At 61.7% G+C, this 15,213-nt stretch carries 13 protein-coding genes; 11 read left to right on the top strand and 2 right to left on the bottom strand.

All coding sequences use genetic code 11. From position 1 onward, the window contains the following. Positions 1 to 55: 55 nt before the first annotated feature. The gene (locus tag CSC67_RS07950; RefSeq protein ID WP_245220170.1) at positions 56 to 484 is read right to left on the bottom strand and encodes a hypothetical protein; all 429 of its coding nucleotides are present in this window, start codon (positions 482 to 484) and stop codon (positions 56 to 58) included. A gap of 347 nt (positions 485 to 831) precedes the next feature. On the opposite strand from CSC67_RS07950, the gene CSC67_RS07955 reads away from it, so the two are divergent. The 6 genes from CSC67_RS07955 (at position 832) to CSC67_RS07980 (ending at position 7,544) form a co-directional block, all read left to right on the top strand. Further along, entirely contained in the window at positions 832 to 2,574 is a 1,743-nt protein-coding gene (locus CSC67_RS07955) for an amidohydrolase (protein ID WP_245220171.1), read from the top strand. A gap of 182 nt (positions 2,575 to 2,756) precedes the next feature. Continuing rightward, positions 2,757 to 3,764 (top strand): ABC transporter substrate-binding protein, encoded by a 1,008-nt coding sequence (locus tag CSC67_RS07960; protein ID WP_118993988.1) that lies wholly within the window; start codon positions 2,757 to 2,759, stop codon positions 3,762 to 3,764. Between the two features lie 22 nt (positions 3,765 to 3,786). Beyond that, the gene (locus CSC67_RS07965) at positions 3,787 to 4,572 is read left to right on the top strand and encodes an ABC transporter ATP-binding protein (protein ID WP_118993989.1); all 786 of its coding nucleotides are present in this window, start codon (positions 3,787 to 3,789) and stop codon (positions 4,570 to 4,572) included. Beyond that, positions 4,573 to 5,343 (top strand): ABC transporter permease, encoded by a 771-nt coding sequence (locus CSC67_RS07970; RefSeq protein ID WP_118993990.1) that lies wholly within the window; start codon positions 4,573 to 4,575, stop codon positions 5,341 to 5,343. 290 nt (positions 5,344 to 5,633) lie between these two features. After that, positions 5,634 to 6,833, top strand: coding sequence for an FAD-dependent monooxygenase (locus CSC67_RS07975; protein ID WP_167752802.1), 1,200 nt, complete (start codon positions 5,634 to 5,636; stop codon positions 6,831 to 6,833). A 3-nt stretch (positions 6,834 to 6,836) separates the two neighbouring features. Continuing rightward, positions 6,837 to 7,544 (top strand): TetR/AcrR family transcriptional regulator, encoded by a 708-nt coding sequence (locus tag CSC67_RS07980; RefSeq protein ID WP_118993991.1) that lies wholly within the window; start codon positions 6,837 to 6,839, stop codon positions 7,542 to 7,544. A 5-nt stretch (positions 7,545 to 7,549) separates the two neighbouring features. On the opposite strand, the gene CSC67_RS07985 is transcribed toward CSC67_RS07980, so the two are convergent. Further along, the gene (locus tag CSC67_RS07985; protein ID WP_118993992.1) at positions 7,550 to 9,451 is read right to left on the bottom strand and encodes an LTA synthase family protein; all 1,902 of its coding nucleotides are present in this window, start codon (positions 9,449 to 9,451) and stop codon (positions 7,550 to 7,552) included. Between the two features lie 169 nt (positions 9,452 to 9,620). Here CSC67_RS07985 and CSC67_RS07990 point away from each other — a divergent pair, with 169 nt between their 5' ends. From CSC67_RS07990 to CSC67_RS08010, 5 genes are all read left to right on the top strand, one after another. Beyond that, entirely contained in the window at positions 9,621 to 10,100 is a 480-nt protein-coding gene (locus tag CSC67_RS07990) for a MarR family winged helix-turn-helix transcriptional regulator (protein WP_118993993.1), read from the top strand. 346 nt (positions 10,101 to 10,446) lie between these two features. Beyond that, on the top strand, positions 10,447 to 11,625 hold the full coding sequence (locus CSC67_RS07995) for an ABC transporter substrate-binding protein (protein WP_167752835.1): 1,179 nt from the start codon (positions 10,447 to 10,449) through the stop codon (positions 11,623 to 11,625). A 58-nt stretch (positions 11,626 to 11,683) separates the two neighbouring features. Further along, entirely contained in the window at positions 11,684 to 13,594 is a 1,911-nt protein-coding gene (locus CSC67_RS08000) for an ABC transporter permease (RefSeq protein ID WP_118993995.1), read from the top strand. Next, positions 13,591 to 14,370 carry an ABC transporter ATP-binding protein gene (locus tag CSC67_RS08005; RefSeq protein WP_118993996.1) on the top strand — a complete coding sequence of 260 codons (780 nt, stop codon included), beginning with the start codon at positions 13,591 to 13,593 and terminating at the stop codon, positions 14,368 to 14,370. The genes CSC67_RS08000 and CSC67_RS08005 overlap by 4 nt, the downstream gene beginning before the upstream one ends. Next, entirely contained in the window at positions 14,367 to 15,116 is a 750-nt protein-coding gene (locus tag CSC67_RS08010; RefSeq protein WP_118993997.1) for an ABC transporter ATP-binding protein, read from the top strand. Before CSC67_RS08005 ends, CSC67_RS08010 begins: the two co-directional genes overlap by 4 nt. Positions 15,117 to 15,213: the final 97 nt, after the last annotated feature.

Consider the following 15,213-nt stretch of genomic DNA (forward strand, 5'->3'; position numbering starts at 1 on the left):
TTACTCCGAGGCGCCGCCGTCATAGCGGGCTATTTCGACGATAGGCCTGAGACGGCTATGGGGAATCGTTGGCAGCGGCACTCCAAGGGGAGTGGCCCAGCCGTTGCAGTTCCGTCTGAGCACTACGCAGTTGCCCAGGGCTGCAGGCTTGCCTTAATAAAAGCAAAATCTCCAGCAGGATCGGTAAAAGTCCCGCATCTGGGCCAGCCGGCGACAGGTTGTCCAAAAGCGTCAATCTCAGTTGAGCTATTTGGTCGGCGACGTACTCATCACTGGTGCTAGCCAGTCGAAGACGTAAGTACTCTGATGGCGACACGCCCAACGCTGCGGCTGCGCGGACATATTCCTGTCGCTCAACTTCGGACACCCGAATGGATAGCCGTTCGTTCAACAATGTTCGCATTACGATCACGGAGTAATGGCGCAGCGGATCGGAGAGCAGTTCGCTTATATTGATCATTTCTTGTGGAAATGTACTTGGCAAATCTGCTAGGCCGAACAATTACTGCGGGGAGTTTGCGGTGGATGGTCCCAACATAACAGTGCAGAACAGTACTAAAAGGGTAGTGAGTCAGTGCAAAAAAGTATTAAAAATCAATCACCTGTATTTGCCTGTCTGGTTTGGGACCAGAGGGTCGCATGTTCGAATCATGTCGCCCCGACCAATATTCAAGCGGCTTTGCGGGTTTACACTGCAAAGCCGCTTTTGTTTTGGGGTTATCTGGATCACGGGCCTTGCCCGGCTCGTGACCTGATCTCGGCACGGGGACGTGCCGCGACACTACGGCTGAATTCAATAAAAATTACTTGTCGTTTCAGGAGGAGCTCGTCTTGGCCAGCCATATTTCCAAATTGCTTTTCGCGGTATCTTCCGCCCTTTTTATGCAGGCCGGAGCCTACGCCTCCGCCGACCTGATCCTATTGAACGGCAAGGTATTCACCGCCAACGCCGATGAACCGCAGGTTTCCGCCCTGGCCATCAAGGACGGCAAGATCCTGGCGGTGGGTGGAAATGAACAGATGGAAGCCATGGGGGGCGAGCGCACCATGCGGATAGACCTTGCGGGCAAAAGAGTGATGCCGGGCTTGGTTGATGCGCATGCCCATGTGGTGTTCGGCGGCCTCCAATTGATATCCACCTCTTTGGAAGATGAAGAACTGCCTGTCAAAGAGCTTGAATTCTACGTGGTCGAACTGCTCGACCAGGGCGATGCCCTACAGGGAGACATCATATTCGTGCAGGGCATGCATTCCAGCTACTGGTCGCAGATTGCCGAATTGAATCGCGTCTTCAATTCCGGCCGGTGGACGCAGCGTCCCATTGTATTCTTGGGCAGCGATTTCCACACGGCCTGGATTAATCAACCGATGCGCCGGCGCGCAGGCATCGATGCGCATTATGTCGAAAGCCTGGCATCCGACCAGAAGCATACGATAGGTGTGGGCGTGGACGGCATGCCCAACGGCCTGGTCATCGATGCAGGCTGGGACCGGGTGAGCCGGGCGATGCCCAAGCTGCCCGGCGAAGTGCTGGAGACCGCCGCCGTGCAGGCCGTCAGGCATTTGAACAGCCTGGGCATTACCGCCTGGATGGATCCGGCGGCCAATGCCGCGCCGGGCGAGGGGCTGTTTGCCATCGCGGCCGAAAGCGACAAAGTGGGCGTGCTGCCAGCCTATAAAGCCTTGGCCGAGCGGGGCGAACTGACCGCGCACGTCGCCGCGCTGCTGGTGGCGCCTCCGAAAGGGACGCCTCAAGACCTGGATGCTTTGGCGGCGGTGCAAAAGCAGTTTGCCGGTGTGGCCAACCTGAGCTTTCCGGGCATCAAGATCTTCGCCGATGGGGTACTGGAGTATCCTGCCCAGAGCGCGGCCATGCTCCATGCCTATCACGGTAAGGAAGACGCCGGGCATCTGCTGATCGATCCGCGCTCTTTCGGTGATCTGGTCAGCGCGGCGGACGAGCGCGGGTGGATAGTGCACATCCATGCTATCGGAGATCGGGCCGTCAGAGAGTCCTTGAACGGCATCGCCAAGGCCCGAAGCGACAGACAGAGTCGGGTGCCCCATTCGATCACGCATATTCACGTGGCCAACCCGGCCGACTTCAAGCGCTTCAAAGAGTTGAACGTGGCGGCGGTGATGCAATTGCTGTGGGCCACGGCCGATCATTACACGGTGGACCTGATACAGCCCTATATCGATCCGGACGCCTACCGATATCAATATCCGGCGCGCTCGCTGCTGCAGGCGGGGGCCGAGATCGCGGGGGCAAGCGATTGGCCCATCTCGCCTCCCAATCCCTGGGAGGCGATTCATCAAGCCATCAGCCGTGCGGGACCCCTGGGCGTGCTCAACGAAGCGGAACGCATGCCGCGCGAACAATTGTTTTATGCATACACGCGTAATGCCGCAAGGGCAGCGGGGCTGGAGGCCGTGACCGGTACGCTTGAAATCGGCAAGAGCGCTGACTTCATCATTTTGGATCGCGACGTGTTCTCTATCGAAGCGGACGAAATCGCCGATACCCGGGTGCTGTCCACTTTCTTTGCCGGTTCAGAGGTATATGCGCCCTAGCGGGCATGCATTAGGGCGCACACACGTGAATTGGGGTAACTACCTAGAAGCTTTGCTTCCAAGTTTTAAATACTATTGAGCTCATCCGAAGGTTCGTTGCACAAGAAGCAAAGCACAGAAAAAAGCAGGGCGGGGGTGTTCGCAGGCTATCCCGCCCAGACAACCCCCCACGGAGACAGCCCATGCGCATTCACCGCCTTCTGCTTTCTGCATTGATCGTATGTTGTTCCAGCAGCGCCTTGGCCGACACCGCAATCAGGTTTGCGCTCGACTGGCGTTTCGAGGGGCCCGCGGCGCCTTATTTCGTCGCCATCGACAAGGGCTATTACAAGGACGAAGGGCTGGACGTCACCATCGACGCGGGCGCAAGCTCGGTCGAGCCCATCAACCGCGTGGCCACGGCCACCTACCAGATGGGCTTCGCCGACATCAACTCGCTCATCAAGTATCGCGACAACCCCAAGAACCCGCCGGTACGGGCGGTGATGATGGTCTACGACACCCCCGCATTCTCCATCGTCACCCTGAAGGACAAGGGCATTACCAAACCGAAGGATCTCGAAGGCAAGGTTCTGGGCGCGCCTGCTCCCGATGGCGCTTACGCCCAATGGCCCATTTTTGTCGACGCCAACGGCATCGACGCCTCCAAGGTGCGCATCGAGAACATCGGTTTCCCCGTGCGCGAGCCCATGCTGGCGCAGGGCAGGGTGGACGCCATCACCGGTTTCTGGTTCTCGTCCTTCATGAACCTCAAGGCCAACGGCGTCAAGGACGAAGACATCGTCGTCCTGCTGCTGCGCGATTACGGTGTCGACCTGTACGGCAACGCCATACTTGCCAACCCGGAATTCATGCAGAACCATCCCGAGGCGGTCAAGGGCTTCGTGCGCGCCACCATCAAGGGCATACAAGACACCATCAAGGACCCCGAGTCGGCCATCGACTCCCTCATGAAGCGCAATGCCATCGCCAATCGCGACGTCGAACTGCAGCGCCTGAAAATGTCGCTCGAGCGCAATTTCGTCACCGACGACGTCAAGAAAAACGGCCTGGGCGATGTCGACATGCAGCGTCTGGAAAAATCCATAGAGCAGATCGGCCTGACCTTCGACTACACCAACAAGCCCAAGGCGGGCGACATATTCACGGCCGAATTCCTGCCCGCGCGCGAAGAACGCCTGGTCGACTGAATCCATTATCGAAGGGGGGCGCATGGCCGAAGCCTTGGTCGAGCTCGAAAACATTTCGATGGCGTACGGCGACGGCGACACCGCCGTGCGCGCCATCGAGGATGTGACGCTGTCCATCCGCAAGGGCGAGTTCATCGCCGTCGTAGGTCCCTCGGGCTGCGGCAAAAGCTCGCTGATGAAGCTCATATCGGGCCTGCACCCGCCGCTTTCCGGCAGCCTTACGGTCGAAGGCAAGCCGGTGAAGGGGCCGCTCAAATCGGTGGGCATGGCTTTTCAGGCCAGCAATCTGCTGCCCTGGCGCAATTGCGTCGACAACATCCTGCTGCCTCTGGAAATCGTCCAGCCCTATCGAAAAAACATCTCGTCCCAGCGCGCGCAATATAAAGAGAAGGCGGTGCGGCTGCTGAATTCGGTCGGGCTGACCGGCTTTACCGAAAAATTTCCCTGGGAGCTTTCGGGCGGCATGCAGCAGCGCGCGTCGATCTGCCGGGCGCTCATCCACGAGCCCGAAATCCTGATGCTGGACGAGCCCTTCGGGGCGCTCGACGCCTTCACCCGCGAAGAGCTCTGGTGCGCGCTGCGCGACATACAGCAAGAGCGCCAGGTCACGGTAATGCTGGTCACCCACGATCTGCGCGAGGCGGTCTTTCTGGCCGACACGGTCTACGTCATGTCCAATCGGCCGGGCAGGGTGGTCAAGAAGTGTCCGGTCGATCTGCCGCGCCCGCGTGAACTCGAGGTGACCTACAGCCAGGAATTCCAGGACATCGTCTACGAACTGCGATCCATGATCGGAGGAAAACACTAAATGCGTCGAGCCGATCTGTTCGTCAACATCATTCCTCCGCTGCTCTTCACCGTCGTGCTCTTTGTCTTGTGGGAAATCGTCTGCAGGGCTTTTTCCATACCCTTGACCATTCTGCCCGCGCCCTCGGACATCTTCGCAGCCCTGTGGCAGTATCGCGCGCCCATCATCGACAACTCGTGGGTCACGCTGTGGACGACATTGGTCGGCTTTCTGATGGCCACGGTGGGCGGGCTGCTGCTGGGCATTGCGGTCGGCTGGCACAGAAGCCTCTATACGGCCTTGTATCCGGTGCTGGTCGGCTTCAACTCCGTTCCCAAGGTCGCCGTGGTGCCCATTCTCATCCTGTGGTTCGGCCTGGGCGAAATCCCCGCCATCATCACGGCCTTTCTCATCTCTTTCTTCCCCATCGTGGTCAACGTGGCGACGGGCCTGGCCACCACCAGTCCCGAGCTCGAAGATGTTTTGCGCGCCTTGGGCGCATCCAAGCTCGACATCATGCGCAAGGTCAGCATACCGGGTTCGCTGCCTTACTTTTTCGGCTCCCTGAAGGTGGCCATCACCCTGGCCTTCGTCGGGGCGGTGGTGTCAGAGACGGTGGGCGCGAACAAGGGCATCGGCAAGCTCATGCTGGACGCTCAGGCGGCCTTTCAGGTGCAGATCGTCTTTGCCGGCCTGCTGGTGCTCGCTTTCCTGGGCATTGTCTTGTATGCCGCCACCGCCCTGGTCGAGAAGCGCTTTACGGGCTGGGCCTTCCGGGGCCAGAATCGCTGACCTGCGCAGCCGCTCGATATTCATAGCCGCTTGGCCGCTGAAAGCGCCGCCCAGCGCCTTGCCGCCTCTGGGAAGGTGCAGGGCGGCGCCCGGAGATCCCTGCGGTTTCTCGACTGCGTGCTCTGGATTCGCCAGACCTGCCGGTCCGGCAAAGAAGGAGTGGAAATGGATCGAAGCAGGCTGGAAATTTTTCTCTTTCTATTATTATATAATTGATTAATTAATATATAATACAGTCACTGGCTATGGAAAACGAGCCGCGAGTACAGGACGAATACAGGGGAACATTCATGGCGAAATCATTGAAAATCGGCATTATCGGCGGCGGCATCGGGGGAGTGGCATTGGCCGCCGCGCTGAACCAGCGCGGCATCCAGGCGCATCTGTTCGAACGCGCGGCCGAATTCGGCGAAGTGGGCGCGGGCATACAAATGACACCCAATGCCGTCAAGGTCATCAAGGCGCTGGGAGGCGAAAGCGAGTTGGACAAAGTCGGCTTCCTGCCCGAGGCCCTGGTGGGCCGCGACTGGGACACCGCCGAGGAAAAATTCCGCATTCCGCTGAAGGCGGACTGCCCGCGCCTGTATGGCGCCAATTTTTATCACGTGCATCGCGCCGACCTGCACGAATTGCTGGCGGGCATGATCGGCGATACGAAAGTGACGTTCGGGGCGCAATGCACGGGCGTCGAACAGAACGAGCAGGGCGCCGTGGCGCACTTCGCCGACGGTTCGCGCTTCGAGGGCGATCTCATTGTGGGCGCCGACGGCGTGCGCTCGGTCGTGCGCCATGATCTGTTCGGCGCGGACGACCCGCAATTCACCGGACACATGTGCTATCGCGCCGTCGTGCCGTTCGACGAGCGCCCCGACTTCGTGCCGCCGGAGGCGGCCTTCTGGCTTGGGCCCAAAAGCCATGTCGTCACCTACTATGTCAACGGCGGCAAGGCGGTCAACATCGTGGCGGTGCACGAGACCGAAAAATGGGTGGAAGAATCCTGGAACACCCTTAGCTCCCGCGAAGCCCTGCTCGGCGACTTCCCGGGCTGGCACAGCTATATTCAGCAGCTGTTCGAACGCGTGACCGAAGTCTACCGCTGGGGCCTGTTCGACCGCGATCCGATGCAGACCTGGACCAAGGGCCGCATCACGCTCATGGGCGACGCCGCGCATCCGATGCTGCCTTTCCTGTCGCAGGGCGCGGCCATGGCCATCGAGGACGCCTACGTGCTGGCCAAGGCCCTGGACGGCCTGCCGGGCCAATTGGACAAGGCCCTGGCCCAGTACGAAGCCGAGCGCCTGCCGCGCACCAGCCGGGTGCAGCTCGAGGCGCGTGAGCGTGGCAAGACGTATCACCTCTCCTCGAAAGAGGAGCAGGCCAAGCGAGACGCCGAATATCGCGAACAGCAGAAAAAAGATCCCCATGCGGGCGGCATCAAGGCGAACTGGGTCTACGCGTACAATGCTACCGACTTCACTCCTGTTCCTTAGGCAATGACTCAAATCAGACGGCGTTCGGAAATATCCGCCCGGGCGGCGGGCCGCCGCCCCGGTCGTCCGGAGGGCGGCGGAACGGGCGACAACACGTCCGAGCGCATCCTGGATGCGGCCGAAGAAGTATTCGCCGAGGTCGGATACTCCGGCGCGACGCTGCGCATGGTCGCCGCCCGCGCCGACGTCACCCAGGCCCTGATCAATTATTACTTCGGCAGCAAGTACGGCCTTTACGAAGCGGTGTTCATACGCCGGGGCCGGGTAATTTCCGAGGGGCGCATGAAGCTTCTCGAAGAGTTGAAGCAGCGCGACGACGTTTCTGTGCGCGACGTCGTCAAGGCGTTTCTGGCGCCCACCATCGCCCTGCGCGATACGCCGGGGGGCAGGCTGTTTTTGCGGCTGCAGGCCAGGCTGCACACCGAGCCGGCCGAGATCTCATACAAGCTGCGCGGCGAGGCCTACGATGCTTCGACGCGCGCCTACGTGCAGATGATGGCCAAGGTGTGCCCCCAGCTCTCGGCCAAAGAGGTCAACTGGCGCATGGCGCTCATGATCGGCGCCTACATGTATGCGTTTTCGGATACGCACCGCCTCGAACAACTGGCCCCGGACGTGTGCGACGTCAACGATACGGAAGAGGTCTTCGAGCAGATCACGGCCTTCGTTACGGCGGGCATTGCCGCGCCGCCGGGTTCCGGCGCCCGCTGAGGCCCTCAGGCCGCTTTGGCGGACCTGCGCTGCAGATGAGGCAGCGAATAAGCGCCGTGGCGATATGACCAGGACGGCCAAAGCGCATGCGCCAGGGCTTCCCGCGCCAGCGATTCGTCCAGCGCCTGCGGCTCGTACTGGTCTGGCGCCAGATAGCGGAATTGCCGCGCCTCTTTGTGCGGCTCCAGCACGACCAGCCGGTCGCCCTTCAGATACCCATAGTTTTCGCTGTACTGCATCATGGCGCGGCCGCCGCCCTCGCCGGTCAGGTCGTGCCCGATCATGGGATGTTCGGTGTCCAGCCCGGCCACTGAAAGCAGGGTGGGCGCCAGGTCGATCTGGCTGATGAGGCGATCGTCGCGCCGCGCGGCAACGTCGGCGCCCACGATGAGCGCCGGAATGTGGAAATGCCGCAGCGGCACCAGACTTGCGCCGCCGACCCGGGAATCGTGGTCGGCCACCACCAGGAACACCGTGTCCTGCCAATAGGCGCTGCGGCGCGCCTGTTCGAAGAACCGGCCCATGGCCCAATCGGCGTAGCGCACCGTGTTCTCGACGGTGGCCGGGTCGCCGATGGGGTCGATGCGGCCCGAGGGGTACTCCCAGGGGGAATGGTTGCTGACCGAGAAAGCCAGCGTGAGCGTGGGCTGCGCCGGCGGAGCGCTGAGCATCTCGTGCAGGCGGTCGAACATGTCTTCGTCCGAAGCGCCCCAGGTGCCGACGAACTTGGGCGCCTGGAAGGTGGGGCGGTCGTACAGGTCGTTGAAGCCGTTGCCCAGAAAGAAGCTCTTCATGTTGTCGAAGTGCGCCTCTCCGCCGTAGATGAAGCGGGAGCGGTAGCCATGCGTGCCGAGCAGCTGCGCCAGGGTGAAGAAATTGCTTTGGGCGCCCGGCAGCCGCAGCGCCGCGTCGGCGATGGTGGGGGGAAACCCGGCGGTCACGGCTTCCAGGCCGCGCACCGAGCGTGTTCCGGTCGCGTAGGCGCGGGTGAAGTTCCAGCCTGTCCGGGCCAGGGCATCGAGCTGCGGCGTCAGGTCCGACCCGCCCAGATTGCCGACATACTGCGCGCCCAGGCTTTCCTGCACGATGAGGACGATGTTGAGCGGCCGGGGGCGTGGCTGCCGGGACGATTGCCGATGGAGCGTGGGCAGTTCGCCGCCGTAGGGCTGGATGCCCGCGCTTTTGCATACGGTGGCGTGCATTTCGGCGGCGTCCATGTCGCCGTAGACGTCGGCGGCGGAGCGCTCGTTCTTCATGCTGTACACCGCGTAGCAGACGTTATAGAACGAGTTGAGCGGAAGGGTGTTGAGCATGCTGTCGCCGCAGTAGGCGACCGTCGAGGGGTTCATGGGGCGATGGCCCAGCGTGCCGCGTATGGCCAGAAAGCTGACGGCCAGGACGGCCAGAGATACCAGCAGCGCCTGCCACCAGGGCATGGCCCAGTCGGGGCGCACATCCTGAAACATCTCGTGGCCCATCCAGGCGAACGCCGCGATGCCCGCCGCGGCGGCGACGAGCAGACCCTTGTAGCCCTTCCACAGCATGCCGAAGACCTCTTGCGGATGGCGCAGGTATTCGATGTAGAGCCGGTTGGGACGCGTGTCGTACTCGGTGATGAACTGCGGTGTGGAAAGCTCCAGCAGGACGAGCAGCAGCCAGGCGAGCTCGAACCACCATCCCGTGGCGGCCACCGCCATCGGCATGTGGCCCAGCCACGGGGCGAGCAGGGCGGGAATGCCGGCGAAGATGGCGATCTGGTGCGCATCGATGCGCAGCCCGCCCCGAAGCACGGGCAGGAGTCCGCCCGCCCGCTCGACCCGACGCCATTGCCATGCTGCGAGCAGGCAGCGGCTCAACGTCAAAAGACACAGGCTCGAGACCATGAAAACGAGGACGAGTTGGCGCATGATTCGTAGGGCGGGCGAGGGCCGCCGGTTGGGCGCGCACCCGCGTGGACATGCCGCGGGCGCCTGGCGTCGGTGGTGGTGAGACTGCCACGGACATTGAAAAGGATGGCGTAATATATAACAATGCGACGGAAAAAGCGCGATTGATGATACTTTCAGGCCTAGATCGATGACCAAAAACACGCGTCGCTCACCCGGCTTTCCGGCATCCGAAAGCTACGATTTCTCCGAGCAGGTGGGGCACCTGCTGCGCCGCGCCTATCAGCGGCATACGGCGCTTTTCCAGCAGATCATTCCCGACACCCAGCTTACCGCGGCGCAATTCGTCGTGCTGTGCGCCGTGAGAGACAGCGGCGCCTGTTCGCTCAGCCACATCGTCAAGCAGACGGCCATCGACCAGGCCACCATACGTGGAGTCATAGACCGGCTCAAGGCGCGAAAGTTCGTTTCCGTGCGTCACGACGAAATGGACCGCCGCAAGGTGCTGGTCAGCCTCACCGAGGCGGGCGAGCGCCTGGTCGAGTCCATGGTGCCGTTCGCGTTCGAGATCACCGAAAAGACCTTCAACGGATTTAATCCGGCCGAGCGGATGGCCCTGCTCTATCTGCTCAACAAGATGTGCGCGGCCGATGTCGATGAAGAAGAGTGACGGGGGCGGTTGGTCCGCACAGGGCCAGAACCCTGAATTTATCGCGTATACGCTTAAAAATCGCGACTGTTGCCCCGCGTCGACGCCGATCTGGGCTGGCCTCGTTCATTTTGTTTCATATCGCTTTGTTGTATTTTTCGCAGTTTCAAGCGGGTGAGCGGTGAGGGAATCCACAATTGAATAAAGGGTTTATCCCTATGAGTACAACCTTTTGTTCAAAAAATTACATGTGTACACTTCAATCGATGCACCTAACCCTTCAATGTCGCGCGACCTCCGGCCCTGTCCGGAATCGTGCATTGAATAAGGAATTTCCATGAAAGGCTCGAGAGTTTGTTCAATACTGATGGCCGCAATAGTGGGTGTTTCACTATCCATGTCGGCCTCGGCGCAAGAAACGCTCAAGATCGGGGAGATCAACAGCTACAAGACACAGCCTGCATTCCTGGGCCCCTACAAGAACGGCATGGACCTGGCCATCGAGGAAATCAACAAAGAGGGCGGAATCGACGGCAAGAAGGTCGAGCTCGTCATCCGCGACGACAACTCGAATACGGGCGATGCGGTCCGCGCGGTCGAAGACCTGCTGGCGCGCGACAAGGTCGACGTGCTGACCGGCACCTTCCTGTCCCACATCGGTCTGGCCGTCACCGACTATGCCAAGCACAAGAAAGTGTTCTTCCTGGCCAGCGAGCCGCTCACCGACAAGATCGTCTGGGAAGACGGCAACCGCTACACGTTCAGGCTGCGCGCTTCCACCTATATGCAGGTGGCCATGCTGGTGCCTGAGGCGGTAAAGATGAACAAAAAGCGCTGGGCCCTGGTGTATCCCAACTACGAGTATGGCCAGTCCGCCGTGGCAACCTTCAAGAAGCTGCTCAAAGAGGCCCAGCCCGACGTCGAGTTCGTCGCCGAACAGGCCACGCCGCTGGGCAAGGTCGACGCCGCCAACGTCATCCAGGCGCTTGCCGACGCCAAGCCCGACGCCATGTTCAACGTGCTGTTCGCCGCCGACCTGGCCAAGCTGGTGCGCGCCGGAACCCAGCGCAACTTCTTCAAAGACCTTTCGGTGGTCAGCCTGCTGACCGGCGAGCCCGAGTACCTCGATCCGCTGGGCAATGAAACCCCCGAAGGCTGGGTGGTCACCGGCTATCCCTGGTACGCCATCGATACACCCGAGCACAAGAAGTTCCTTGATGCCTATCAGGCCAAGTTCAACGACTATCCGCGCCTGGGCACCATCGTGGGCTACAGCGCGATCAAGTCGCTGGCGGCCGGCATCAAGAAGGCTGGCGGCTCCACCGACACCGAGGACATGATCAAGGCCTTCAAGGGTCTCGAGGTCGAGACGCCCTTCGGCCAGATCGTCTACCGCCCCATCGACCATCAGTCGACCATGGGCGCCTACGTGGGCAAACTGGCCAAAAAAGACGGCAAGGGCATCATGACCGACATACGCTATATCGACGGTGCGGACGTCCAGCCTTCCGACGAAGAAATCAAGAAGATGCGCCCGGCCGATTGACCACGCAAGAGCGCGCCGCCTCGCGGCGCGCTTCTTCGACCACGAGGTATGAAGAAAAATGGATTTGTCGGGTTTGATCGTCCAGCTCCTGAACGGGCTGGCTGAAGCGTCATCGCTGTTCCTGGTTGCCGCGGGCCTGTCGCTGATCTTCGGCGTCACGCGCATCGTCAACTTCGCGCACGGCTCGCTCTACATGCTGGGCCTTTATGTCGCCTACACGCTGGTTCAATCCATCGGCCAGACGCCGCTGGGTTTCTGGGCCGGGCTCATTGCCGCGGCCCTGCTGATCGGCGCCCTGGGCGCCGCCATCGAAATCATCTTGTTGCGGCGCATCTATCGCGCGCCGGAGCTGTTCCAGTTGCTGGCCACCTTTGCGCTGGTGCTCATATTCAACGACGCCGCGCTGTGGCTGTGGGGGCCCGAAGACCTCCTGGGTCCGCTGGCGCCCGGGTTGAACGGCTCCTTCCAGATCCTGGGCCGCTACTTCCCGTGGTACGACCTGGTGCTGATCTTCATCGGGCCGGTCGTGTTGGGCCTGCTGTGGCTGCTGCTGACCCGTACCCGCTGGGGGACGCTGGTGCGCGCCGCCACGCAAGACCGCGAGATGCTGGGAGCGCTGGGCGTGAACCAGGCCTGGCTGTTCACGGGCGTGTTCGCCCTGGGCGCCTTCCTTGCGGGCCTTGGCGGGGCGGTGCAGATCCCCCGCGTTCCCGCCAACCTTACCCTGGACATCAGCGTCATCGGCGACGCCTTCGTCATCGTGGTGGTGGGAGGCATGGGCTCCATTCCCGGCGCCTATATCGCAGCGCTGATCATCGCCGAGCTCAAGGCGCTCTGCATCGCCCTGGGCACGGTCTCCTTCGCGGGTGTCAGCTTCGCCTTTCCCAAGCTCACTTTGGTGGTTGAATTCATCTTCATGGCCATCGTGCTGGTGTTCCGGCCGTGGGGTCTGTTCGGTCGGCCGCAGGGCCACAGCCGCAATTCGGCGCCCATCGAGGCGCCGCTGAGGCGCTCGACTACGCCGTTCAAGGTGTTCATCGCGGCGGTGATCGCCGTGCTGATCGCCATTCCTCTGTTGTCCGAGTGGTTCCCGTATGCGCCGGTGCTGATGCTGGACATCATTATTGCCGCCTTGTTCGCCCTCAGCCTGCACTTTATGATGGGTCCCGGCGGCATGAATTCGTTCGGCCATGCCGCTTATTACGGCTTGGGCGCCTACGGAGCCGCCCTGCTGCTCAAAGAGGCCGCTTTCTCGATGGGCTGGGCCATTGCAACGGCACCGCTCATCGCCGGGGTAGGCGCGCTCGTATTCGGCTGGTTCTGCATCCGGCTGTCGGGCGTCTATCTGGCCATGCTCACCCTGGCCTTCGCCCAGATCGTCTGGTCCATCGTTTTCCAGTGGGACGACTTCACCGGCGGCTCGAACGGACTCATCGGCATCTGGCCGCCCGCGTGGCTCGAAGGCGACACGTACTACTATTTCGCACTGGCCATCGTGCTGGCCGCAGCCCTGTTGCTGCGTCGCATACTGTTCTCGCCCTTCGGCTACGCCATGCGTTCATGCCGCGACTCCACCCTGCGGGCCGACGCGGTCGGCATCGACGTCAAGCGCGTGCAGTGGATCACCTTCGTGATAGCGGGCGTTTTTGCCGGCCTGGCCGGCGCACTGTTCGTGTTTTCCAAAGGCAGCGCGGCGCCTGAAGTCATTTCCATCAGCAAGTCGGTCGACGCCCTGGTCATGGTGTTGCTCGGCGGCGTGCAGACCCTGATCGGACCGGTCGTGGGCGCGGCTACCTTCAAAGTGCTGCAGGACTACTTCCTGGGCGCCACGCAATACTGGCACGCCATGTTCGGCGGGGTCATATTGTTACTTGTGCTGGCCTTCCCGCAAGGCATCGCGGGCTTCTTCAAGCAGCTGTTCGAGAACGGGGACGCCCGTCGCCTGAAGGTCAAGGAGAAAGCGGCATGAGCCTGCTCGAAGTCAGAAACCTTTCCAAGAAGTTCGGCGGCAACGTCGCCGTGGACGATATCAGCTTCGACCTTCACGAAGGCGAGCTGCTTGCCCTGATAGGCCCCAACGGCGCGGGCAAGACCACCACCTTCAATATGGTCAACGGCCAGTTGAACGCCACGGCGGGTTCGGTGCGTCTGCAAGACACCGAGCTGATCGGCCTGGCGCCGCGCAAGATCGCGCATATGGGCGTGGGCCGCACTTTCCAGATCGCCGCGACCTTCGCCTCGCTGACCGTGGTCGAAAACGTGCAAATGGCGCTGCTGTCGCATCACCGCAAGGTGTATTCCTTTCTCAGCGTGGCGGCCGATCAGTACCGCGACGAGGCCCTGGGCTTGCTCGGGCAGGTCGGCATGGAGACCCAGGCCGACCGCCCCTGCAGCGAACTGGCCTATGGCGACGTCAAGCGGGTCGAGCTGGCCATGGGCCTGGCCAACAACCCCAAGCTGCTGCTTATGGACGAGCCCACCGCCGGCATGGCGCCCAAAGAGCGCAACGAGCTCATGGCGCTGACCAAGAAGCTGGTGGTCGAACGCAACATGGCCGTGCTGTTCACCGAGCACAGCATGGACGTGGTGTTCGCCTACGCCGACCGCATGATCGTCCTGGCCCGGGGCAAGCTCATCGCCGAAGGCAACGCCGACCATATCCGCAACCATCCCAAGGTGCAGGAAGTCTACTTCGGCACCGGCAAGACATTCGAAAAGAACCAGAACGCGCAGGCAACGACATGAACCAGACAGCCACCGACACCGGCCAGCCCTTGCTCGAGGTATCCGGCCTGAACGCCTGGTACGGCGCCGCTCACATCCTCTTCGACGTCAGCCTGAACGTGAAGCGGGGCGAAGTGGTGGCGCTGATGGGCCGCAACGGCGCCGGCAAGTCGACGACGTTCAAGTCCATCATGGGCCTGATGGCCAAGTGGAAGGGCGAAGTCACCTTCATGGGCAAGCGCATTACCGGCCAGCAGCCGTACGAGATAGCGCGCGCGGGCCTGGGCTTCGTGCCCGAAGACCGCCGCGTCTTCACCGACCTGACGGTCACTGAGAACCTCGAGGTGGGCCGCCAGCCGGCGCGCAAATGGCCGGACGGCTCCGCGGCGCCAACCTGGACTCCCGAGGCTTTGTACCAGCTGTTTCCCAACCTGGGCGCCATGCAGGACCGCCCCGGCGGCCACATGAGCGGCGGCGAACAGCAGATGCTGACCGTGGCCCGCACGCTCATGGGCAACCCTTTCCTGGTGCTGCTGGACGAACCCTCCGAAGGCGTGGCGCCGGTCATCGTCGAGCAGATGGCCAATATGATCATCGCGCTGAAAGAGCAGGGCGTCAGCATCCTGCTGTCCGAGCAGAACGTGCACTTCGCCGAACTGGTGTCCGATCGGGTCTATGTACTCGAGAAGGGTCAGATACGCTATAGCGGATCGATGGACGAGCTTGCCGCGAACGAGGAAGTGCGTCGGGCTTATTTGACGGTGTAGGGGCAGCTGACACGCGTGGGTGTTTCCTACTGCGTTTTTTCGGCTAAGTTTTCTCGTAGGGATGTCGGAGCCCGAAATGGCGGCGTCTTGAGCCTCT

It is taken from the genome of Pusillimonas caeni (genome assembly GCF_003545815.1).
In the GTDB taxonomy this organism is placed as follows: domain Bacteria; phylum Pseudomonadota; class Gammaproteobacteria; order Burkholderiales; family Burkholderiaceae_B; genus Pusillimonas; species Pusillimonas caeni.

Coding starts and splice junctions, on each gene's coding strand:
- CSC67_RS08000 (WP_118993995.1), top strand. CDS start 11,684: ATGGATTTGTCGGGTTTGATCGTCCAGCTCCTGAACGGGCTGGCTGAA.
- CSC67_RS07985 (WP_118993992.1), bottom strand. CDS start 9,451: ATGCGCCAACTCGTCCTCGTTTTCATGGTCTCGAGCCTGTGTCTTTTG.
- CSC67_RS07960 (WP_118993988.1), top strand. CDS start 2,757: ATGCGCATTCACCGCCTTCTGCTTTCTGCATTGATCGTATGTTGTTCC.
- CSC67_RS07965 (WP_118993989.1), top strand. CDS start 3,787: ATGGCCGAAGCCTTGGTCGAGCTCGAAAACATTTCGATGGCGTACGGC.
- CSC67_RS07995 (WP_167752835.1), top strand. CDS start 10,447: ATGGCCGCAATAGTGGGTGTTTCACTATCCATGTCGGCCTCGGCGCAA.
- CSC67_RS07990 (WP_118993993.1), top strand. CDS start 9,621: ATGACCAAAAACACGCGTCGCTCACCCGGCTTTCCGGCATCCGAAAGC.
- CSC67_RS08010 (WP_118993997.1), top strand. CDS start 14,367: ATGAACCAGACAGCCACCGACACCGGCCAGCCCTTGCTCGAGGTATCC.
- CSC67_RS07975 (WP_167752802.1), top strand. CDS start 5,634: ATGGCGAAATCATTGAAAATCGGCATTATCGGCGGCGGCATCGGGGGA.
- CSC67_RS07980 (WP_118993991.1), top strand. CDS start 6,837: ATGACTCAAATCAGACGGCGTTCGGAAATATCCGCCCGGGCGGCGGGC.
- CSC67_RS08005 (WP_118993996.1), top strand. CDS start 13,591: ATGAGCCTGCTCGAAGTCAGAAACCTTTCCAAGAAGTTCGGCGGCAAC.
- CSC67_RS07970 (WP_118993990.1), top strand. CDS start 4,573: ATGCGTCGAGCCGATCTGTTCGTCAACATCATTCCTCCGCTGCTCTTC.